Origin of the sequence: Mycolicibacterium sediminis (assembly GCF_010731735.1) — a bacterium.
GTDB classification, from domain to species: Bacteria; Actinomycetota; Actinomycetes; order Mycobacteriales; family Mycobacteriaceae; genus Mycobacterium; species Mycobacterium sediminis.
Map to the genome: position 1 here is coordinate 2,514,726 of NZ_AP022588.1, position 21,217 is coordinate 2,535,942.

Below are 21,217 nucleotides of genomic sequence, written 5' to 3' on the forward strand. Positions count from 1 at the left end.
GGGTCGGCCACATGAGGAGACAGTCGCAATGCCCAAGCCCACAAAGGGACCCCGCCTCGGCGGGTCGTCTTCGCACCAGAAGGCGCTGCTGGCCAACCTGGCCACGTCGCTCTTCGAGCACGGCCGCATCAAGACGACCGAGCCCAAGGCGCGGGCATTGCGCCCGTACGCGGAGAAGCTGATCACCCACGCCAAGAAGGGCACGCTGCACAACCGGCGTGAGGTGATGAAGAAGATCCGCGACAAGGACGTCGTGCACGTGCTGTTCGCCGAGATCGGCCCGTTCTTCGCCGACCGCGAGGGTGGCTACACGCGAATCGTCAAGGTGGAGGCACGCAAGGGCGACAACGCCCCGATGGCCGTCATCGAGCTGGTTCGCGAGAAGACCGTGACCAACGAGGCGAACCGCGCACGCCGCGCGGACGCGTCGCAGAAGGTCGCGGCGGCCGCCGCACCGCAGGCCGCCGTCGAGCCCGAGGCCACCGACGGCCCGACGGCCGACGAGGCCGAGGAGACCACGACCGACGAGGCACCCGAGGCTTCGGCCGACGACGCCACGACGGACGAGGCTTCGACGGACGAGAAGGCCGACGACGCCAAGTAGTCAACCGATGATCATGCCCGCCACCGACTCCGGTGGCGGGCATGCTCATTTTCCCGTCGCTCCGCTCGCCCCGGCTCGTCTCCGCCTGGACGTCTCCTACGACGGCACCGACTTCGCGGGCTGGGCCACCCAGACCGATCAGCGCACCGTGGCGGGCCTGATCGACGACGCACTGTCGACCGTGTTTCGCGTGCCGCTGGTGACGCGTGCCGCGGGCCGCACCGACACCGGCGTCCACGCGACGGGTCAGGTGGCGCACGTCGACGTCCCGGCCGACGCGATCCCGCTGGCCTACCCGCGCACCCGTCGCGACGGCGACAGCGAATTCCTCCCGCTCGTACGCAGGCTGGCCAAGCTCCTGACCCCCGACGTCCGGGTGCGGGACGTGGTTCGGGCGCCGGACGGGTTCGACGCCCGCTTCTCTGCGCTACGCCGCCACTACGAGTACCGGCTGTCCACCGCACCGTACGGGGTGGACCCCGTCGACGCCCGCTTCGTGACACCGTGGAACCGCGCGCTCAACCTCGACGCCATGCGCGAGGCCTCACGGGAGTTACTGGGGCTCAACGACTTCGCGGCCTTCTGCCGACCGCGCGAAGGTGCGACGACCATCCGCGAGCTACAGCGACTGGACTGGGTGTCCGACGGTGACCTGATCACCGCACACGTCACCGCCGACGCGTTCTGCTGGTCGATGGTCCGCTCGGTCGTCGGCGCCCTGTTGGCAGTCGGGGAGGGCCGCCTCGATCCGGCGTGGTGCGCGGGTCTGCTGGGCGAGACCACCAGGTCGAGCGCGTTCGCGGTCGCGCCGGCGCGCGGCCTGACGCTGGTGGCGGTGGACTATCCCTCGGACGCCGAACTCGTCGCCCGCAACGAGGTCACGCGCGACGTGCGGCGCTAGTTCAGGTCAGACCCGTACCGCGGCGAAGTCCGCGGCCTCGTTGACCATGCCGGCGTCGATGTACGCCTTGGCCGCATGATCCGACCAGTTCTTCTCCCACGTATTGGGGTCCGCCGGATTGCAGATCGGGTCGGCGCCGTGGCACATCTCGATGGTGCGCTCGCGGTACAGAGGGTTGAACGAGCCGAGCGGACCGGCCCACGCGCTGCCGTTCCCGAACAGCGCGATGGCGGCGACGTGTTGATCGGCGCCGGGCGGCATCGGGCTGTCGAACTTGAGGACGGAGAACGGCAGCGCTACCGCAACATCGGTGACGGCCGCGCCGAGCGAATAGCCACCGAGCACGATCCTGGTTTCGGGGCAGCTGTTCATCGTGCTCAATATCCGGGCGTTCATGTCGTTGGCGCCGACGTCGATCTGATTGTCGGCGGGATAGCGGACCGCGTACATGTTGACGCTCTTGCCCGACTTGGCGCGCAGCGCGCTGACGAACGCGTTGCCTATCAGTCCTGGTCCCGCGGGCTCGAGCCGGCCGCGCGCGAAGATGACCTCGACGTCGGAGCAGGCGGCCGACGCCGTCGGGGCCGTGCCGGGTGCGACGACACTGGGCAGGCTGAGCAGTCCGCCGGCCACCAGGGTGGCGGAGAGGGCGGCGATGACGTGGCGACGGATCACGAAGCCGATGCTAGCCGAACGCTGCGATTTCGCTGTGAGTCCCGAGCTACAGCAGGCCGGCGATGAAGTTGGCCGCGGCGTCGGTCGGCCCACCGGCGTACGCGCGGTGGGCGGCGACGTTCTCGCCGGGGCCACACACGGGGTCGCCGCCATTGCAGAGGTCGATGGACCGGCCGCCCCACACCGGGCTCGAGGTGATGGGCAGGCCGAGCTTGGACGACGGGTTGCCGAACGCGGCGATGCCCGCGACGAAGTCCGGGGTGTTCGGGGGGAGCGGGTTGTTGAACCCGATCGCGGGGATCGGCACGGCGGCGATGACGTCCATCACCGCGGCCCCCTGCGAGTAGCCGCCCAGCACCAGGCGGGTGCCGGGGCAGGCGCCCATCATGTACTGGATGTGGCCGCTGGCGTCGTTGGCGCCGTTGGCCGCGGCGAGGAAGTCGTAGCTCGCGGGGTAGTTCACCGCGTACGCGCCGACCGACCGGCCGCCGACCTTGCCGCGCAGGTCGTCGACGAACGACCCGCCCACCAGGCCCAGTCCCGGTGCCTCGTTGGTGCCGCGCGCGAAGACGACCTCGATGTCCGGGCAGTCCTGGGCCGACGCCGTGGCCATCGGCGCGATTAGCGCAGCACCTGCGGTCAGTGTCAGTGCGGCGACGGTGACCAGGCAGCGTCGAACAAGATCAAAGGGCACGCCGAATGGTAACACTTAAGTGGGCTAAACAAGTCCTGCGACGTAGGTGGCTGCCTGGTCGGGCATGCCCGCGCTGACGTAGTCGCTGTGCGCGAAGGGGTTGCGGCCGCGCGAGCAGATCGGGTCACCGTCGGTGCAGAGGTCGATGGCGCGCCCGCTGAACACCGAGCTGGTGATGGGGATGCTGAACTTCGTCGACGGATTGCCGAACACGGCGACCGCCGCGATGCTCGAGTCGTAGGCCGCGGGCAGGGGTGGCGCCGACCCGATGTCGCCGATCTTGTTGCCCAGCGGCGGGATGCCGGCGAGCATGTCGACGGCAGCCGCGCCCTGGGAGTAGCCGCCCAGGACCAGACGCGTGTCGGGGCAGCTCGCGGACATCGACTCGATGCGGGCTGCGGCGTCGTTGGCGCCCTCGGCTGCGGTGAGGAAGTCGTAGCTGGCGGGGTACACGACGCCGTAGGACCCGACCGTGCGACCGCCGAGTTGGGGCGTCAGCGCATCGACGAAGGCCTGGCCGACCCGTCCGATGCCGGGAGGCTCACCCGTTCCGCGCGCAAAGATCACCTCGACGTCGGTGCAGGCGGGGGGCTCCGCGACGGCGGGCGCCGCGGTGAAGATAGCGGCCGAGGAGGCAACCGCGGAAACGATCGCGGCCAGCCGGAACGTCATCGTGCGTGTGATCACCGGCCAATCTTCACATACCTCCGTCAGCTGGGACGAATGCTTTGCCCTGGCTGCTGGGCGGGGGTTTCCGGCCACGTCGCCTCGGCGACCGCTTCGGTCCTGTCGCCCTGGCGGGCCAGTGCGAGACCCACGAGGACGACGGCGCCTCCGACGGCCTGGATCGGCGACACGGCCTGGCCCAGCAGGACCCACGCCGCCAGGACCGCGAACAGCACCTCGGCGAGTCCGACCAGGGAGGCGAAGCGCGGCCGCAGGCGGGAGATCCCGATGATCCCCAGCGTGTAGGCGATGGCGGTCGGAACGACGGCGAGCAGTGCCACCGGCACCAGCCACGACGTGGTCCACCCCGCGATGACCGCGGAATTCGCGGTGAAGGTCAGCGGCATGATGCCGGTCATCCCGAGCAGCGCGACCGTGACGGCGCCGACCACCAGGCCGGCTGCGGCCAGGGTGATCGGATGCACACCGGCGTCGTCGCCGGATGCGTCGCCGCTGCCCACCCGGTCCGACAGCACGAAGTAGCAGGCCGCGCACACGGCGGCGGCCAGCCCCCAGCCGACGCCGACGAGGTTCACGTGTGCTCCGGCGAACACGTCGAGGACCAGCATGATGCCGAAGATGGCCAGCGCGACGCCCGCCAGGACGAGGTTGCCCGGCCTGCGCCGCGTCGTCACCCACAGGTAGCCCACGACCAACAGCGGAGCGGTGTACTCGAGCAGCAGCGCCACCGCGACGGACAGGTGCGCGACGGCGTTGTAATAGAAGAGCTGCGCCCCGGCGATCGGGACGATGCCGTAGGCGACGACGATCCCGGCGTGCCGCGTGGCCTCGCGGACCCAGTCCGGCCGCATGATGGTGGCGACGACCGCCATCACCACGGCGCCGCCCGCCAGGCGAGCGGTGACCGCGGCGGTCGGCGACCAGCCAGCGTCCATCAGCGCCTTGGCAAGGGGGCCGGACATGCCGAACGCCAGGGCCGAGGCGAGGGCGAACAGGAGTCCCGTGCGGAAGTGGTCGACCGCGGGTTCGCGGTCCAGGCTCGTTGCGGTCATGTGCCACCTCCAGATGCGTCGTGACGGTGATGTCAGGAGTAAAATCGTCGTTGGTCATGACGGTATCGCCGAAGGGAGTCATGAGTCAAATGATTTTCAGTCATGACACGGAACTCACGCTGAAGGCGGCGTGTGTGCTGATCAACACCGATCGCGTCGACGGCGAGCGGCTCGACGGCATGCCCGCGCTCGACGAGTACCTCGACGGCTTCGGCTGGACCGGGCGCCGCGACGGAGACGACGGGGAACTCGACTCCGTCCGGCGCCTGCGCGAGCGGCTCGGCGGCATCTGGTCGGTCGCCGGTGACGAGGAGCGCACCGTCGGTCAGGTCAACGCCCTGCTGAGCGACACCCGTGCCTCACCCTGGCTGACCCGCCACCCCGAGATGCCCGAGTGGCACCTCCACCTGGCGTCCATACACGACCCGCTGTGGCAGCGGATGGGTGCGGAGATGGCGATGGCGCTGGCCGACCTGATCCGCGTCGGCGAGCTGCGGCGGCTGAAGGTCTGCGCGGCATCCGACTGCGAAGCGGTGCTCGTCGACCTGTCCCGCAACCGCTCCCGAATGTTCTGTGACACCGGCAACTGCGGCAACCGCCAGCACGTCGCGGCGTATCGCGAGCGGTTGCGCGAGGAATCAGTGTCCGACGGGGGTGCCGACGCCGGTTAGGTTCTAAGCCGGGGGTGCCATGGCTCGTCGAACGTCGACCTGGATACAGGTCAGTGCACAGCGGCTGCGGCTGCGCCGCATGGAACACGCGCTGGTGCGCAGAGACGTTGCGCTGCATGACGACCCGCTGCGATCGCAGTCGCTGGCGATGGTCGTCGGGGCGCTGGTGGCAGTGGTCGTCGTCGCCGCGTGCGCCGCCGTCGCGTTCCTTCGCCCGCGCGGCGATCTCGGGTCGACCCAGGTCGTCGTCGCTCGCGAGACCGGGGCGATGTACGTCCGCATCGACGACGTCTGGCATCCGACGCCCAACCTGGCGTCGGCTCGGCTGATCGTGCGGGCCGCGGCCGTCCCGACACTGGTGGACCAGCGGGCGCTGGACGGCGTCCGCCGGGGTCCCGCCGTCGGGATCGTCGGTGCACCAGCGACTCTGGATGCCGACCCGCCGCCGGACACCTGGACCGTATGCGACGGCCGGGACACGCTGGTGGCCGCCGATCGTGGTCTGTCGCCTGCCGATCGGTTCGATCCGGGCCGCAGCGTCCTCGTCACTCCGCGCGGTGAGAGCGCCGCGCTGACCTTCCTGCTGTTCGACGGCCGTCGCGCCCGGGTCGACCTGCGCAACCCCGCAGTGGTGCGGGCCCTGCGACTCGACGGCATCTCGCCGCAACCGGTGTCGCGGGCCCTGCTCGACACCGTGCCCGAGGTGGCCCCGATCGTGGTCCCGGGCATCGACGGCGCCGGCAGCGTCGGACCGATGGGCGCCACCGTCGGATCCGTCGTCCAGGTGGTGGGAGCCGCGGCCGCGGACCTCTACGTCGTGCTCGCCGATGGCGTCCAACGCATCGGCGAGGTCGCCGCCGACCTGATCGGAATCACCTATGCCGGAACGGCACTGGGCGTACCCACCGTCTCGCCCGCGGCCATCGCCGCCACGCGCCTGGTGGACAGGCTGCAGGTCGATCATCTACCCGACCGTGCCAGGACACCCGCCACCGGAGGCGTGGTCTGCGTGCGCTGGCGGGCAGGGGTGCCGGACGTGTCGACGCAGCCCGTGGTGTCAGTGGGAGCGCACCTCGACGTCGGCGACGCGGTCACGCTGGCGCAGGCCGACGGCGCCGGACCGCGGATCGACCGCGTCGCACTGCCGGCGGGACGCGCCTCCTACGTCCACGCCGCACGGATCCTCGGGGACGAGGCGGCAGGTCCGAGGTACCTCGTCGCGGACGACGGCGTGGTGTACGGAGTCCACGACGACACCGCCGCGACGGCGCTTGGGCTGACCGAACCGCCGGCCGGCGCGCCGTGGCCGATCCTGGCCTGGCTACCGCGTGGACCCGAACTCAGCATCGCGGGTGCCGGCGCCGTCCGCGACGGACTCGCGGCGCCGGCGCCGTAACGGGTTGCGCGCCAGCCCCGTCAGCGCGGTCAGCGCCCCGCCCACCGCGATGCACGCCGCCGCACCCCAGAAGGCGACTGCCCGCCCGTCGCGGCCGGCCGAAGCGGGACCGGGCCGTCGGTCCGCGGTCCTCGGCGACGCCGGGGTCGGCACCGCGCCACCATCGCTGAGTGCGGCCATGACGTCCACCACCCCGTGCCCCACCAGCGGATCCCACCCCGCGGTCGGCCGCACCGCGGCCTCCTCGATGCGGCGCATCACCTGCCGGGCGGTCAGTTCCGGTGACCGTGCCCGAATGAGGGCGGCGACGGCGGCCACGACCGGTGCGGCATAGCTCGTCCCCGACACCGGGCCGTCGTCGCGGACGCCGTCCCCGGCGGGGTCGAGGGAGAGGACGTCCTCTCCCGGCGCGGCCACGTCGACCCATGGGCCCCCGAGCGTGAATGCGGACGGACGCCCGGCGCCGTCCACCGACCCGACCGTCAGGACGTACTCGTCGTACCAGGAGGGGCTGGCCACCACCGCGACGTCGTCCCAGTCCGGTGCTCCGCCCCGCACGGGGTTCTGCGGGCCGCACTCGGCACCGGTGTTGCCCGCTGCCACGACCACGACGACGTTCTTGACGTCGACGGCATAGGCGAGGGCCGCGCCCAACGCCCGGTCGTCGAGCGGTTCCGACGCGGGCGTGCATGCCACGGTCGACACGTTGATCACGGTGGCGCCGGCATCCGCCGCCATCCGAACCGCCTGGGCCAGCGTCCGGACGTCGCCCACCCCGGTGCCGTCGCCGTCGGTGCGACGGAACTCGACGCTCGACTGCCGGATCGCGAGGATGCCTGCGTCCGGTGCGATTCCGGCGAAGTGATCTGTCGGGGACGCGGCGATGATGCCCGCGACCATGGTGCCGTGACCGTCGCAGTCCTGGGTGCCGTCACCCGTTGCGACGTAGTCCCCACCCGGGGTCAGGCGGGGGAGTAGCCGGTGGCGAGCCACGCCGGTGTCGATGACGGCGACCGTCTGCCCGGCGCCGCGGCTGAGGTTCCAGAGGGCCGCCAGCGTGGTGCGGTCGATCTGCGCGCGACCTCCCCGGGAGGTCCCCGGCGCGGTCTCGCACGCACCCACCTGCTCGGTGGGCCCGGGCGGTGCCGGTGGCGCGGGACTCGGCAACGCGGATGCGTCGACCCGTGGCGGTGCCACCGCAGCCGCCTCCGGTGCCACCCCCACGGCGGCGACGAGTGCGGCCGTGATCGCCAGCGGCGCCCAGCGCGTGGTCACGACAGGTGCCAGCCGCGTGCTGCGGCGTAGAGGCCGCCGACCCAGCAGGCGGTCGGGATGACTGCCGCGATGGCGACGTAGTCGATTCCGTCGACGCAGCGCGCGACGACCGGGCTGACGTCCCGGGTCGTGGTGCCGGCCAGGCCGACCGCCGCGACGAGTGCCGCCGCCCAGGACGCGGCCTCGGGGAACGCCGTGACGGTCACCATCAAACCCGTTGTTGCACAAACCAGCCCGCCGATCGACAGAGCCGCCACGCGGATCGGGTCGACGTGTACGCGACTGCGCAGGACGAGCACCACCGCAAGCACGCAGGCCAGCGCGAGCGTGCGTCCGTCGGGCGTCGTCAGCGCTGCGACCGCTGCACCCACCGCGACGCCGGCGCTGGACCCGGCGACGAGCCCGTCGAGAAGCGTGTGCCCCCGCACCCCCGGGACCGGTCCGGCGGCGAGGACCGCCAGTCGCCCGGAGAGGCCGAGCACGCCGAGCGATGCGGTCGCCAACACCGCACCCGCTGTGGCCCCGGAATACGGCCACACCGTCGCCACCGCCGAGGCGATCGCCGTCAGGGCCGAGAACGACGCCGCGGCTACGAGCGCCGGCGACGTGCCGCACCACCGAAGTAACAGTGCCGCAGTGGTTCCCGATGCGGCGAAGGCGACCATCAGGTTGCCCGACACCGCGCCGACTGGCACGGCGAGGTATCCCACGGCGGCCCACCCCGTCACCGCCGCCAGGTGCATCGCGGTCCCGCGCCCGGTCAGGGACCGGTACGTCGCGCCCAGCGCGAGCACGGCGGCCACCGCCACGTGCCCCCAGCCGGGATCGGCGGCGGATCCGGCCCAGCACAGTGCGAGGACCGCGACGATCACGGCGCCGTGCGCGACGCCGACGCGCCCGACGGGTGCGGGCGCCTGTGTCGTCACCGCGAGCGCGGAGTCCCACGGCAGCCGTCGCGGCATCCTGGGCACGTCGGAGACCAGCAGCAGGGCATCCCCGTCCCGAACACCACTCTGCGCCAGCGTCATGTCACCGTCGAGTGGATCTCCCGACATGCGCAGCAACCGCCACCGCACCGGGTCGTACGACGCGGGTGCGCCGGCCAGGGCGACGACGTCGGGCAACAGGCCCGCGACCGGACGGGCCGCCGGCAACACGACGTCGACGACGGTGTCGTCGACGTGAATGGACAACAGGCACAGCGGCATCGGATCTCCCCCGGGATGCGTGGATGCTCTCGATCCCGACGCTAACCCACGTCCGCACCCGTGAAACGCACCAAAGACGGTGGAACCAGGAGCGTCTCCAGCGCGTCCAAACAGGTGATGAGGTCACCATCGGAACCCTTGTACGTCACCGTCGATCCGCCGCCGACGGTGCCTCGCGACGCCTCGACGAGCCCCATGGCGCGGGTGCTCCCAGTGGTGATGCTGATCGCGGCGGGAGGCATGGCGCTGCTGTACTTCGGTTCCGGCACGGGTGGCCGGGGTCCGACGATGCTGTTGTTTCCCGTGATGATGATGGTGTCGGTACTGGGATCCTTCGCGTACGGCATGCGGGGCGCGCGGCGGGCCGCCGACCTCGACGCGGCACGACGGCGCTATCTGCGCTATCTGGACTCGCTCGACGAGATGGTGGCGAGAGAAGCTGCCGACCAACACCGTTCGATGCACGCCGACCATCCCGAGCCCGCCGCGCTGTGGACCGTGGTGGGTGCCCAGCGGGCCTGGGAACGAAGGCGTTCGGATCCGAACTTCGGGCACGTGCGCATCGGCGTCGGGCCGGCACCGTCCACCACCAGGCTGGTCGCACCCACCACCGATTCCGGCGAGGACGTCGATCCGTACTCGAGCGCCGTCGCCGCGCAGCTGATCGAACACGGGTCGATGCTCGAGGACCTGCCGATCGTGTTGGACGTCACCGCCCATCCGGTGATCGCGGTCGACGGTGACGTCGAGACCGCCCGTGCGACGGCGCGCGCCCTGATCTGCCAGCTGGCCGTCCACCACCATCCCGACGACGTCCGCGTCGTTGCTGCCGTTGACGATTCGACGGCGGCGGCATGGGACTGGCTCAAGTGGCTGCCGCACCACCGGGACGAGAACCGGATCGACGCCGCGGGTCCGGTTCGGATGGCCCATCGCCGGGTCCGCGCAGCCCCACCCGCGGGCGCCGCCCACGTCGTCGTGATCCGTGACGGCGGTGAGGTGACCGCAGTGGGGCCCGGCGCCACGGTCCTGACGGTCGGATCACCGGGTTCCCTCGCAGTCGCGCACCGGATCGCGGTACCTGGTCTCGACGCGGTGACCGACGCCATGACCGAGGCGGAGTCGGAGGCGTGCGCCCGCCGGATCGCCTCGATCGACCGGGGATACGGGGGCCGTCGCCTCGACCACCGGTGGGCGGACCTCGTCGGGATCGGAGACCCCGGATCGGTCGACGTCGTCCGCACCTGGTCGCCCCGCACCCGGTCGGCGCGGCTGCGCGTCCCCGTTGGAACCGACGGGGAGGGCGATCCCGTCGAACTCGACCTGAAGGAGGCTGCGCACGGCGGAATGGGGCCGCACGGGTTGTGCATCGGCGCAACGGGTTCAGGCAAGTCCGAACTGCTGAGGACGCTGGCGCTCGGTCTGGTGGCGACCCACTCGCCGGACGCACTGAACCTCGCACTCATCGACTTCAAGGGCGGGGCGACCTTTCGCGGCTTCGAGAGATTGCGGCACGTCGCCGCGGTGATCACCAACCTGTCCGACGAGGCGCACCTCGTGACCCGCATGCGCGACGCGCTCGCCGGCGAGATGACGCGCCGCCAGGAACTGCTCCGCGCTGCCGGCGGTTTCGCGGGCGTCGCCGACTACGACCGGGCGCGAGCGTCGGGCACGGCGCTGCCTCCGCTGCCGGCGCTGCTGATCGTCGTCGACGAGTTCTCCGAACTGCTCGCCCAACAGCCGGACCTGGCCGAGTTGTTCGTCGCGATCGGTCGCCTCGGGCGTTCGCTCGGCATGCACCTGCTGCTGGCCAGCCAGCGACTCGACGAGGGGCGGTTGCGCGGCCTGGAGTCGCACCTCTCCTACCGGATCGCCCTGAAGACGTTCTCGCCTGCGGAATCCCGCGCGGTACTCGGCACGTCGGACGCCCATGAGTTGCCGGGCAGCCCCGGCGCCGCCTACCTCAAGACCGCCGACGGACGGTTGACGAGGTTCACCGCCGCCTACGTGTCGGCCGCCGCTGCCCGCGCGACGCCGGTGCCGGGGGACCACGGCATCGACGCGCCCGTCCCGTTCGTGGGCCGGCGGGTCGGGATGCTGCGGACCGAGCAGGCGCCCACCTCGAATCTCAGCACCCTCGACGTGGTCGTCGACCGACTGGCCGGTCGTGGACGTCCCGCACACCTCGTGTGGTCGCCACCTCTGACGGTGTCGCCGACGGTGCGGGAGGTGCTCGACGCCGTACCCGGGTCAGCGCCGCTGTCGGTCCCGATCGGCGTGGTGGATCGGCCGTTCCATCAGCGCCGGGACACCCTGGTCGCCGACCTGTCGGGTACCGGCGGCAACGTCGCGGTCGTCGGTGGCCCGCGGGCGGGGAAGTCGACGGCCCTGCAGACGCTGGTTCAGGCCCTGGCCGAGACCCACTCGCCCGACCAGGTTCAGATCTACGGCCTCGACTTCGGCGGGGGCAGTCTCGGTATGACGGAGAGGCTCCCGCACGTCGGCGCCGTCGCTCGGGGCCACGACGCGGAACTGGCACGTCGCATCCTCGCCCGTGTCACCGCGCTGGTTCGCGAGCGGGAGGCGGCCCGACGCCGTACCGGTGTGGCGGGCGACGCCGAGCCGCACGTCTTCCTGGTGGTCGACGGGTGGGCCGCCGCTCGCCGCGACCTCGACGGCGTGGACGAGACCGTCACCGCGCTCGCCGGGCAGGGCCTCGCGGTCGGCGTGCACGTGGTCCTCTCCGCCGCGAGGTGGGCTGATCTGCGGCCCGCCCTCAAGGACCAGCTGGGGACCCGGATCGAGCTGCGGCTGGGGGATCCCGTCGAGTCCGAGATGGACCGCGCCAAGGCCCGGATGCTCGCCGGCCGTCCGGCGGGCCGCGGAATCACCCGTGACGGAAACGAATTCGCGATCGCCGTCCCGGACCTCGACGATGCCACCGCGCGCGCCATCGCGTCGCGCCACGGCGGTCCGTGCGCACCCGCCGTCGGCACGTTGCCGGCCCGGGTGGACGCCGACTCGTTGCCGCGACCGACCGCCACGGTCGTCCCGCTCGGCGTCGGGGACGAGGAACTCTCCGCCGAGATGGTCGACTTCGGGGCGCAGCCGCACCTCCTAATCCTGGGTGACAACGGCTGCGGGAAGACCTCCGTCCTACGGACGGTGTGCCGCAGCGTGACGGAGGCCGGTCCCGCACACCTGGTGATCGTCGACCCGCGGCGGACGCTGCTCGCCGCGGTTCCGGACGAGCACGTGACCTACGCCGCGACGGCCGACGCCGCCCGCGCCCGCCTCACCGACCTGGCCGCGGTGCTCCGCGACCGCCTCCCCGGTCCGGACGTCACCCAGCGACAACTGCGCGAGCGGTCGTGGTGGACCGGCCCGCAGGCGTGGCTGGTGGTCGACGACTACGACCTCGTCTCCGAGGCGGCGGGTGGCAATCCCCTCGTGGTGCTGGCGGATCTCCTACCGCACGCCGGCGACGTCGGCCTGCACGTCGTCCTCGCCAGGCGCTCCGGTGGAGCGGCGCGGGCGATGTTCGACCCGGTGCTCGGGCGGCTGCGGGATCTCGGCGCGATGGGTCTGGTGATGAGCGCGCGGCCGGACGACGGGCCGCTGTTCGGATCGCTGCGCCCTACGCCGCAGCTGCCCGGGCGCGGCACGCTGATCCGGCGCGGCCTCGGCGACCTCCTGGTTCAGGTCGCCTGGACCGAGCCGTGACGACCGTCGTCCTGGTAGGTCCGACGGACGTTCGCGGTCCGGGGGCGGTCGAGCCCGAGGCCGCGGCCGAAGCGCTGGCATGCCTGGACGACGAGTTCGCGCTCGTCGACGAGCAGGTTGTCCGTGTCGACGACCTGTGGACTGACGTGCTGGGCGCGGCGGCCGGACCCTCCGCGAGAGCGGTCGTCGTGGTCGTTCCGTCCTGGTGGTCGCAGCACAGGGTTGAGCGCGTCGAGGGGGCGGGACGGCGAGCGGGTCTGAAGCTGGCGCTGCGGCAGCGCTCGGAGGTGCTGTGGCGCAATGGCACTCACGTCGTCGAGGTCGGACCCGAGCTGGTCGCCGTCCACGCGTCCGACCGGAGCACGGTCCTCCTGCCCCGAACGGGATCGCCGTCGCACCTGGTGGACGACGTATGCGAGCACCTCGTCGGGTCGGCTGCGGTACTCGTCGACGACCCCACCCGATCGGTGGGCCCGGCGGTGGCGCAGCGGCTACGGACGAGGATGGTGGACGTCACCGTCGTCGACGACGAGGCGGTGCGACAAGGCTGCGGTTCACGCCGACGTGGCATTCGTCTTCCGCTCGTCGGACCGCGCGGTGCGGTCGTGGCGGCAGCGAGTCTGATGATCGTGGCGCTGTGCGGAGCCGCCGTGTGGCACGGCCCGCGCGGCGACGCGCCGCCGTCGACGACGTGGCTCGTCGAGGGGCGGGTGACCGTCGAGGTACCCGCGGACTGGACCGCAGAGCGCACTCTGGACGGCCCGGGATCGGCTCGCGTGCAGATCGTTTCACCGAGCGGTCAGGTGATGCACCTGACGCAGTCGCCGATTCCGATGGGGCAGGCGCGTGACGTCGCCGCGGAGGTGGTGCGCACCGCGTTGGCGGCACGGCAGGAGGGTGTGTTCGTCGACTTCGAGCCGGCGGCGGACGTGGCGGGTGTGGCGGCGATGACGTACCGCGAGACACGACCCGGCCGCCGCGTCGACTGGACCCTCGTGCTGGACGGTGGCGTCAGGATCGCGATCGGGTGTCAGGAGACCGACACGGTTGCCGCCCCCGTCGCGGACTGCCACCGTGCCGTACGGACCGCTCGCGAGATCGGATGAGATTCGTTCGTGGGCAATGGAACCGATTCACGGTCCGCTGCGTCCTAACCAGTAGACACCGAAGAGAAGGAGAACCTCGTGACCAACCCCACCGGTGGTGCGCTCACCACCGACTTCGACGTGATGGCGTCGGTGGCCGGCCAGATCGACACCCGCAACGAGGAGGTGCGCGCGATGCTCGGGTCGTTCATCGGTCAGATGTCCAGCGTGCCGCCGTCGGTGTGGGGAGGCGCCGCCGCGAGCCGGTTCGCCGGTGTCGTGGAGAGGTGGAACGCGGAGTCGATGAAGCTGCACACCGCGCTGGGCCGTATCGCGGAAACCATGCGCCACAACGAATCGACCCTGCGCGACGCCGCCGAGGCGCACGCGCAGGGCATCTCGACCGTCGCCGCGTCGCTCTGAGCGACGAGTCACCCAACCACCCGAATGGAGCACCCGTGGATCCGGTTCTGTCATACGACTTCAACGAGATCGAGTACACCGTCCGCCAGCAGATCCACGCCACGTCGGCCCGGTTCAACGCTGCGCTGGACGACCTGCGCGCCCAGATCGCCCCGCTGACCGCCGTGTGGAACCGCGAGGCCGCGGAGGCGTACCGCGTCGAGCAGGCCAGGTGGGACCAGTCGGCGGCGGCGCTGAACGACATCCTGTTCCGGCTGGGCAACGCCGTCCGCGACGGTGCCGACGACGTCGCCGCGACGGACCGTCGCGCCGCGGCCGCGTGGGGGATGTAGCGGCCCACCAGACTCTGTGCGGCCCCGCGAGGGAGGAGAGGACCGAGCGGGGCCGCATAGACATGCGCTCAGAACGGTGGTGGTGGTTCGGGTTCGCGCATGCGGTTCTCGAGGAATGTTTCCTCGTAGGTGTAGTCCTCTTCGCAGCGGTGCAGGGGTGGCGGGTTGATCCGCCGTTCCCGGTTCGCGTGGCGTTCGGCGAGGATGTCGGCGGCCTGCTGCTTGTCGCGGGTCTGACGCCGGCGCGGCATCATCGCCGTCCGGTCACCACCGGACTCCCCGCCAGCGTTGGCGGGGGTGGCGGGTCCGGTCGGGACGCTCAGCGCGGGGAACACCTCCCCACTACCCGGGGAGGTGGGGTAGCACTCCCCGGCCGGGGACGTCCACAGCACCGTCCCATCCGGTGACTGCTCGTCACGCCACCCCCAGAACGTCTTGCACAAATGGTGCAACCGGCACAGACACTTCAGGTTCGACGCATGCGTGCCCCCACCGGCCGACCACGGCACCGTGTGGTCGACGTCGCAGTCAAACGCCGCCACCTCACACCCGGGGAACCGGCACGTCAGGTCCCGCGCCCGCACGAAGTCCGCCAACCCCCGCGACGGCCGATACCCACACTCCGGTTCCGCCGCCGTCCCGGGGTGCAGGACCGGGCGCAGCCGGGAGTCCCGGGCCAACTCCGCGACGACCTCCGGCGGGATCACCCCCTCATACCCCGCGGTGACCGCGACCCCGCGCCGATCCCCGTCCAGGGCGGCCTGGTCGGCGACGACGTGGATGACGACCGCACTGGTCACCCCGGTGCCGCCGGCGGGGCAGTCGTCGCGGCGGCAGTGGCACGCCATCCGGGCCGCCCCCACCGCCAGCGCGGCCATCGCATCCGCGCGCCGCTGCGCGAACGTCCGCGGATCGTCGCCGCACACCGTGTTCGCCAACTCGGTCAGCCGCGCCGACACCGCCGCCGCGTCGGTGGCGTACACCGTCGCGGTGACGTAGGCCAGGCCGTGTTCGATGCCCTCGATCGTCACCCCACGGTCGGCGACGCGGTGTTCGCGGCGCCGGACCGCGTCGAGGTCGACCTCGGCGACGATCGCGTCGATCCGGGCATCCAGCGCGGTCCGGTTCAACCGACCCCAGCGTGGTGCCCGCTTCGCCAAAATCACGTCCACCCCGACCAAGATCTCGTCGTCGAGGATCAGCCCGGTCCGGAACGCCGCCGCCCGGAACGTGGCTTCGTCGACGTCGCCGGCGAGGAACCGTTCCCCCAGCAGCGGCAACTGCTCCCGTAGCGCCCGGGCGTAGCGGACGTGGGCCCCGGCCTGGCCGCGGCTGACGCCGAGGGCGGCGGCGATCTCCACCGTCGCCGCGCCGGTCGCATCCACCCACCACTCCTCGGTGTCCTCACCACCCTCGGCCAACCGCAACTGCATGAAGTCCGCGATCGCCACCAGCCGCTGCGCGGCGGCCTGGGCCTCCGTGCGCGCCGCCGACCCCATCCGCTGCAACAGCAGCGCCGCGGGATCGGATGACTCGAACATGTGTTCGATTCTACAGGACGAGACCGACACGTGCATGTGTGATGTCTCAGGACATAGGTGACAGTTCTGCATCAGGACTTCGGTGACAGTTGATGTGTCAGGACTTCGGTGACGGTCTGTCGGTTTTGGGGCGTAGGCCCCGTGGTCGACCGTTGCCGACGTATCGAATACCGGGTGCGGGTCGGGTGTGCTCGGCGAGGACTTCGCCCTGAAGGTCGGTGATGATGACCTGGTCGTCGACGGTGACGACGAGGACCTGCTCGAAGGCGCGTTGTGCGTCGACTCGGTAGGTGACCGTGTCCAGATGAATGGTCCCCGCAGTGCTGATCGTTCTGGCACGGGTGTTGGCGGGCAGGTTCGGTGGTGGCGGAGTGCGGGGCCTGCGGTAGGCGCTCGGAACGGGCGCTGGGTAGATCGGCCGGTCCGGCTGGGGACGGGGCGGATCGGCGTGGGGGGTGGCGTCCCACGCCGTCTGCGGGGTGATGCGACCGGGCAGGCCCTGGTGGGGGCGTTCGGTGTTGTAGAGGTGGTCGAATGCGTCGACCTGGGCTTGGAGTTCGGCCAGCGATCCGGCGAGCGGTTGCTTGTCGAGGTAGCGGAACAGGGTCTGATGGAAGCGTTCGTTCTTGCCCTGGGTGGTCGGCTTGTAGGGCTTGCCGGTGATGGTCTGCACGCCTAGGGCGCCCACATGACTGACGAGTCGGCCGAGGTGTCCGCGCCGGGACGGGTTGAGCGCGGCCCCGTTGTCGGACAACAGTCGTTGGGGTACACCACGATCGGCGACGGCCTTGTCGAACACTGCGATGGCGGCCTGGGCCGTCTCAGACCACGCCACGTGGGAGGCGACCGCGTAGCGGGAGTGGTCGTCGATGAGCTGGAAGATCACGCACGTGCGCCCGCCGCTGAGGACGTACTCGGTCGCGTCGAGTTGCCAGCACGCATTCGGTGCCGGGTAGACGAACCGTCGCCACGCCGAACGGGGCTTTTTCTTCGGCTCGAGCCGAGCCACGCCGGCCTCCCGGAAGATCCGCGCCAGCGCCGCCGTGGACGGCACCTGCGGCAGGCCCATCGCGTGCATCTTGTCGTGCACACTGATCGGCCCGTGATCCAGTCCGGAGGCCTCCAGGGCAGCACGTACCGCCACTGCCTGCGCCTTGACCTCATCACTCAACCTCGACGGACTCGACTTCGGTCGTCGTGTCCTCGGTTGCAGCACCGCGGCCTGCCCGTCGGCTATCGCGCGTTGACGTAACGCGTAGAACGACTTTCTTGAGATACCGTGCTCGGCGCAGAACGTCGAGACCGCACCCCGCGGCGCGTCATCGGGCCACTGCGAGATCGCCAGCCGGACGCGAGGATCGATGGGTTCATTGACAGCCACCCCGGCAGCCTCGGTGCAGAAGTGTCACCACCAAGACCAACCGAAACGTCACCGATGTCCTGATGCAGAACTGTCACCCATGTCCTAAGAGATGACAACCGACACGTGCATGGGAATCGGGCGCATCATGGCACGGTGGCCCGATCCCCGAAGAACGGTGCGAATCCGGATCCGGAGACGCATCAGGCGCTCGCCCGGTGGGCCGCCGAGTGCGCCGAGCGGGCCCTGCCGATCTTCGAGAACGCTCGTCCCGGCGACCTTCGGCCGCGCTCGGCGATCGACACGCTGCGCGCCTGGATCAGAGGCGAGGTGCCCATGACCTCGTGTCGCACCGCGGCGTTCGCGGCCCATGCCGCTGCCCGCGAAGCCGAACGTGCCGGTGCGCCCGCGGCCGTCGCCGCCGCTCGCGCGGCAGGCCAGGCGGCGGCGGTGGCGCACATGGCCGGTCACGCCCGGCACGCTGCGGACTATGCGACCAAGGCGGGCGCCCCCGTCGCGACGGAATCGCCAGGCCGCCCGACCTTCTGCGATAGGGTGGCAGAACGTGACGTGGCCTGCGAAAACAGGGCCATGCGCCAGGAGCGTGATAGCCGGTGAGTACGTCGAGGAGCAAGGGCAGCCGGGCCCTCCGACAGGTGGAGGCCCCCTCGCCCGACTCCAGCGTGCGCGCAGCACACGAGCGCTTCGTCGCCGGTGAGATCGACGCCAGCTACCTGGACTCCGTACCGCTGCGCAAGGTGGTCGCCGAGAGTTGGCAGCGCAGCCTCGCGATCGGCGTCGACCCCGACAGGGGTGGCCTCGAGCAGGCAACCCCCCGCACCCTCGACGACCTCCGCGCCAGCCACCCGCTCGCTCCCGCGCTGCCCGTCATCCGCCGACTGCTGGTCCAGGACGCCCTCGACGCCGGGGTCGTGGTGGCGGTGACCGCGGCCGACGGCACCCTGCTGTGGGTGGAGGGCGACACCGTCGCGCTGCGCAAGGCCGAGGCCATGAACTTCGTCGCCGGCACCGACTGGAGCGAGCGGCGTGCGGGAACCAACGCGCCCGGCACGGCCCTGGCGCTCGACCGCGAACTGCAGATTCACGGCACCGAGCACTTCTCGCGCATCGTGCAGCCGTGGAGCTGTACCGCGGTCCCGGTGCACGATCCCAGCACCGGCGTCATGCTCGGCGCGATCGACCTCACCGGCGGGACCGAGGTCGCCACGCGACAGACGCTCGCACTGGTGCGCGCCACCGCCGTCGCCGTCGAGAACCATCTCGCGCTGCTCGCCCTGACGCGGCCCATCGCACCCGTCGCCGTCGGACCGCGGCTCACGGTCCTCGGTGGCGACCGGCCGCGGTGGACCGTCACCGACCGCGACGGCCGCCCCAACGCCAGCACGCTGACCGGCAGGCACGCCGAGATCCTCGTACTCCTGAGCCGCCACCCCGAGGGCGTCAGCGCCGACCACCTCGCAATGATGTTGCACGACAACGACCTCGACGCCGTCACCATCCGCGCCGAGATGTCGCGGCTGCGCCGGGTCATCGGGGCCGACCACGTGGCGTCGCGGCCCTACCGGCTGCTCGCTCCCATCGACTCCGACCTCGGTGAGGTCTTCGACGCCCTGCGCCGCGGGGACGTCGCCGCCGCCGTCAACGGCTACGCCGGTGAACTGCTGCCGCAATCGGTGGCGCCGGCGATCGCGCGGCTGCGCACCGAACTGTCCACCGCGCTGCGATCCGCGGTGCTCTCGACCGGCAGCCTCACGCTGCTGCGGCGCTGGCTCGAACTGCCCGAGGGCCGCGACGATCGCGACGGCTGGCGCATCCTGCACGACACGGCACCCGACTCGGTGCAGCGCGCCAACGCACACGGCCACCTCGTCGGGCTGGACCTCGACATCGGCTGACGCGGCTGCTCCATTGCAACCATGCTGCAACGGTGCCGACCGTACCGTGAGTGACGGAGGACACACAGGATCCGACACCTGGGTCCACACATCTCGCACTCAACGCCAGGAGAACCAATGACCGAGTATGCCCGCCCGGGTGCCGACGGCGCCCTCATGTCGTTCCAGAGCCGCTACGAGAACTACATCGGCGGCGAGTGGGTCGCACCCACGAAGGGCCAGTATTTCGAGAACCCGACCCCGGTGACGGGGCAGACGTTCTGCGAGGTGGCCCGATCCGACGCGTCCGACGTCGACAAGGCGCTGGACGCCGCGCACGCCGCCGCGCCGGCCTGGGGCAAGACGTCGCCCGCCGAGCGAGCGGTCGTCCTCAACAAGATCGCCGACCGCATCGAGGAGAACCTCGAGTCGATCGCACTGGCCGAGTCGTGGGACAACGGCAAGCCGATCCGCGAGACGCTCAACGCCGACATCCCCCTCGCCGTCGACCACTTCCGTTACTTCGCGGGATGCATTCGCGCGCAGGAGGGTTCGCTGTCGCAGGTCGACGAGGACACCGTCGCCTACCACTTCCACGAGCCACTGGGCGTCGTCGGCCAGATCATCCCGTGGAACTTCCCGATCCTGATGGCCGTCTGGAAGCTCGCACCGGCGCTGGCCGCAGGCAACTGCGTGGTGCTCAAGCCCGCCGAGCAGACCCCCGCGTCGATCCTCTACCTGGTGTCGCTGATCGGCGACCTGCTCCCGGCCGGCGTGCTCAACGTGATCAACGGTTTCGGCGTCGAGACCGGCAAGCCGCTGGCCTCGAGCAACCGCATCGCCAAGATCGCGTTCACCGGTGAGACGACCACCGGCCGGTTGATCATGCAGTACGCGTCGCAGAACCTGATCCCGGTCACGCTGGAACTGGGTGGCAAGAGCCCCAACATCTTCTTCTCCGACGTCATGGCCGCCGCCGACGACTACCAGGACAAGGCGCTCGAGGGCTTCACGATGTTCGCCCTGAACCAGGGAGAGGTGTGCACGTGCCCGTCCCGCAGCCTGATCCAGGCCGACATCTACGACGAGTTCTTGGCGCTGGCGGCGATCCGCACCAAGGCCGTCCGTCAGGGCGACCCGCTGAACACCGAGACGATGATCGGCGCGCAGGCGTCCAACGATCAGCTCGAGAAGATCCTGTCCTACATCGAGATCGGCAAGTCCGAGGGCGCGCAGGTCGTCACCGGCGGCGAGCGCGCCGAACTCGGTGGCGACCTCAACGGCGGCTACTACGTCGCGCCGACTATCTTCACCGGCAACAACAAGATGCGCGTGTTCCAGGAGGAGATCTTCGGGCCCGTCGTCGCGGTCACCTCGTTCACCGACTACGCCGACGCCATGTCGATCGCCAACGACACGCTCTACGGTCTCGGCGCCGGCGTGTGGAGCCGTGACGGCAACACCGCCTACCGCGCGGGCCGCGACATCCAGGCCGGCCGCGTGTGGACCAACTGCTACCACCAGTACCCGGCGCACGCCGCGTTCGGCGGCTACAAGCAGTCCGGCATCGGCCGCGAGAACCACAAGATGATGCTCGACCACTACCAGCAGACCAAGAACCTGCTGGTCAGCTACAGCAACAAGGCTCAGGGCTTCTTCTAACCAGCAGTCCGAGGGTGCCCCGGTGCGACGTTC

19 protein-coding genes are annotated in these 21,217 nt (G+C 71.0%); 11 read left to right on the forward strand and 8 right to left on the reverse strand.

Going from position 1 to position 21,217, the window contains the following annotated elements; translation table 11 throughout:
• The first annotated feature begins 28 nt into the window (after window positions 1-28).
• Both rplQ and truA read left to right on the forward strand, forming a co-directional pair.
• Complete coding sequence (gene rplQ / locus G6N64_RS12075) at window positions 29-604, forward strand: 50S ribosomal protein L17 (protein ID WP_163797201.1); 576 nt, start codon at window positions 29-31, stop codon at window positions 602-604.
• Between the two features lie 13 nt (window positions 605-617).
• Window positions 618-1,505 (forward strand): tRNA pseudouridine(38-40) synthase TruA, encoded by an 888-nt coding sequence (gene truA / locus G6N64_RS12080; protein WP_163801664.1) that lies wholly within the window; start codon window positions 618-620, stop codon window positions 1,503-1,505.
• A gap of 6 nt (window positions 1,506-1,511) precedes the next feature.
• Here the strand turns inward: truA and G6N64_RS12085 are convergent, their stop codons facing one another.
• From G6N64_RS12085 to G6N64_RS12100, 4 genes are read right to left on the reverse strand one after another with little or no spacing between them, the layout of a single operon-like run.
• The gene (locus G6N64_RS12085) at window positions 1,512-2,180 is read right to left on the reverse strand and encodes a cutinase family protein (protein ID WP_246231123.1); all 669 of its coding nucleotides are present in this window, start codon (window positions 2,178-2,180) and stop codon (window positions 1,512-1,514) included.
• 46 nt (window positions 2,181-2,226) lie between these two features.
• Entirely contained in the window at window positions 2,227-2,874 is a 648-nt protein-coding gene (locus G6N64_RS12090; RefSeq protein WP_281361500.1) for a cutinase family protein, read from the reverse strand.
• A 24-nt stretch (window positions 2,875-2,898) separates the two neighbouring features.
• Window positions 2,899-3,546, reverse strand: coding sequence for a cutinase family protein (locus G6N64_RS12095; protein ID WP_163801668.1), 648 nt, complete (start codon window positions 3,544-3,546; stop codon window positions 2,899-2,901).
• Window positions 3,547-3,584: 38 nt separating this feature from the next.
• Complete coding sequence (locus G6N64_RS12100) at window positions 3,585-4,613, reverse strand: EamA family transporter (RefSeq protein WP_163797205.1); 1,029 nt, start codon at window positions 4,611-4,613, stop codon at window positions 3,585-3,587.
• An 89-nt stretch (window positions 4,614-4,702) separates the two neighbouring features.
• Between G6N64_RS12100 and G6N64_RS12105 the strand changes: the two genes are divergently transcribed.
• Both G6N64_RS12105 and eccB read left to right on the forward strand, forming a co-directional pair.
• Window positions 4,703-5,284, forward strand: coding sequence for a CGNR zinc finger domain-containing protein (locus G6N64_RS12105; RefSeq protein ID WP_163801671.1), 582 nt, complete (start codon window positions 4,703-4,705; stop codon window positions 5,282-5,284).
• A 79-nt stretch (window positions 5,285-5,363) separates the two neighbouring features.
• Window positions 5,364-6,680 (forward strand): type VII secretion protein EccB, encoded by a 1,317-nt coding sequence (eccB, locus tag G6N64_RS12110; RefSeq protein WP_343044060.1) that lies wholly within the window; start codon window positions 5,364-5,366, stop codon window positions 6,678-6,680.
• Here eccB and mycP read toward each other — a convergent pair.
• Both mycP and G6N64_RS12120 read right to left on the reverse strand, forming a co-directional pair.
• Complete coding sequence (mycP, locus tag G6N64_RS12115; protein WP_163797210.1) at window positions 6,606-7,955, reverse strand: type VII secretion-associated serine protease mycosin; 1,350 nt, start codon at window positions 7,953-7,955, stop codon at window positions 6,606-6,608. The two genes, eccB and mycP, sit on opposite strands and share 75 nt — an antisense overlap.
• The gene (locus G6N64_RS12120; RefSeq protein WP_163797211.1) at window positions 7,952-9,163 is read right to left on the reverse strand and encodes an EsaB/YukD family protein; all 1,212 of its coding nucleotides are present in this window, start codon (window positions 9,161-9,163) and stop codon (window positions 7,952-7,954) included. The genes mycP and G6N64_RS12120 overlap by 4 nt, the downstream gene beginning before the upstream one ends.
• A gap of 117 nt (window positions 9,164-9,280) precedes the next feature.
• Between G6N64_RS12120 and eccCa the strand changes: the two genes are divergently transcribed.
• The 4 genes from eccCa to G6N64_RS12140 all read left to right on the forward strand — a co-directional run bounded on the left by eccCa (window position 9,281) and on the right by G6N64_RS12140 (window position 14,726).
• Window positions 9,281-12,886, forward strand: coding sequence for a type VII secretion protein EccCa (gene eccCa, locus G6N64_RS12125; RefSeq protein ID WP_163797213.1), 3,606 nt, complete (start codon window positions 9,281-9,283; stop codon window positions 12,884-12,886).
• Window positions 12,883-13,992 (forward strand): type VII secretion-associated protein, encoded by a 1,110-nt coding sequence (locus G6N64_RS12130; RefSeq protein WP_163797216.1) that lies wholly within the window; start codon window positions 12,883-12,885, stop codon window positions 13,990-13,992. Before eccCa ends, G6N64_RS12130 begins: the two co-directional genes overlap by 4 nt.
• 78 nt (window positions 13,993-14,070) lie before the next feature.
• A complete protein-coding gene (locus tag G6N64_RS12135; protein ID WP_163797218.1) occupies window positions 14,071-14,394 on the forward strand; it encodes a WXG100 family type VII secretion target in 324 nt (107 codons plus the stop codon).
• 35 nt (window positions 14,395-14,429) lie between these two features.
• Window positions 14,430-14,726: a WXG100 family type VII secretion target gene (locus tag G6N64_RS12140; RefSeq protein ID WP_163797220.1), complete on the forward strand. Its 297-nt coding sequence runs from the start codon at window positions 14,430-14,432 to the stop codon at window positions 14,724-14,726.
• 68 nt (window positions 14,727-14,794) lie between these two features.
• Here G6N64_RS12140 and G6N64_RS12145 read toward each other — a convergent pair whose 3' ends face one another.
• Together G6N64_RS12145 and G6N64_RS12150 are read right to left on the reverse strand one after the other, a co-directional pair.
• Complete coding sequence (locus G6N64_RS12145) at window positions 14,795-16,267, reverse strand: HNH endonuclease signature motif containing protein (RefSeq protein ID WP_163797222.1); 1,473 nt, start codon at window positions 16,265-16,267, stop codon at window positions 14,795-14,797.
• Window positions 16,268-16,364: 97 nt separating this feature from the next.
• On the reverse strand, window positions 16,365-17,648 hold the full coding sequence (locus tag G6N64_RS12150) for an integrase core domain-containing protein (protein WP_163797224.1): 1,284 nt from the start codon (window positions 17,646-17,648) through the stop codon (window positions 16,365-16,367).
• 135 nt (window positions 17,649-17,783) lie between these two features.
• Between G6N64_RS12150 and G6N64_RS12155 the strand changes: the two genes are divergently transcribed.
• The 3 genes from G6N64_RS12155 to adh all read left to right on the forward strand — a co-directional run bounded on the left by G6N64_RS12155 (window position 17,784) and on the right by adh (window position 21,184).
• Window positions 17,784-18,245 (forward strand): putative immunity protein, encoded by a 462-nt coding sequence (locus G6N64_RS12155; protein ID WP_163797226.1) that lies wholly within the window; start codon window positions 17,784-17,786, stop codon window positions 18,243-18,245.
• Window positions 18,242-19,543 (forward strand): helix-turn-helix domain-containing protein, encoded by a 1,302-nt coding sequence (locus G6N64_RS12160; protein WP_163797227.1) that lies wholly within the window; start codon window positions 18,242-18,244, stop codon window positions 19,541-19,543. Before G6N64_RS12155 ends, G6N64_RS12160 begins: the two co-directional genes overlap by 4 nt.
• A gap of 117 nt (window positions 19,544-19,660) precedes the next feature.
• Window positions 19,661-21,184: an aldehyde dehydrogenase gene (gene adh / locus G6N64_RS12165; RefSeq protein WP_163797228.1), complete on the forward strand. Its 1,524-nt coding sequence runs from the start codon at window positions 19,661-19,663 to the stop codon at window positions 21,182-21,184.
• The last annotated feature ends 33 nt before the right edge of the window (window positions 21,185-21,217 follow it).

Bases quoted from the DNA above. Each gene is read 5' to 3' on its own strand.
- rplQ (WP_163797201.1), top strand. From the start codon at position 29: ATGCCCAAGCCCACAAAGGGACCCCGCCTCGGCGGGTCGTCTTCGCAC.
- truA (WP_163801664.1), top strand. From the start codon at position 618: ATGCCCGCCACCGACTCCGGTGGCGGGCATGCTCATTTTCCCGTCGCT.
- G6N64_RS12095 (WP_163801668.1), bottom strand. From the start codon at position 3,546: ATGACGTTCCGGCTGGCCGCGATCGTTTCCGCGGTTGCCTCCTCGGCC.
- G6N64_RS12100 (WP_163797205.1), bottom strand. From the start codon at position 4,613: ATGACCGCAACGAGCCTGGACCGCGAACCCGCGGTCGACCACTTCCGC.
- G6N64_RS12105 (WP_163801671.1), top strand. From the start codon at position 4,703: ATGATTTTCAGTCATGACACGGAACTCACGCTGAAGGCGGCGTGTGTG.
- eccB (WP_343044060.1), top strand. From the start codon at position 5,364: ATGGAACACGCGCTGGTGCGCAGAGACGTTGCGCTGCATGACGACCCG.
- G6N64_RS12120 (WP_163797211.1), bottom strand. From the start codon at position 9,163: ATGCCGCTGTGCCTGTTGTCCATTCACGTCGACGACACCGTCGTCGAC.
- eccCa (WP_163797213.1), top strand. From the start codon at position 9,281: ATGAGGTCACCATCGGAACCCTTGTACGTCACCGTCGATCCGCCGCCG.
- G6N64_RS12145 (WP_163797222.1), bottom strand. From the start codon at position 16,267: ATGTTCGAGTCATCCGATCCCGCGGCGCTGCTGTTGCAGCGGATGGGG.
- adh (WP_163797228.1), top strand. From the start codon at position 19,661: ATGACCGAGTATGCCCGCCCGGGTGCCGACGGCGCCCTCATGTCGTTC.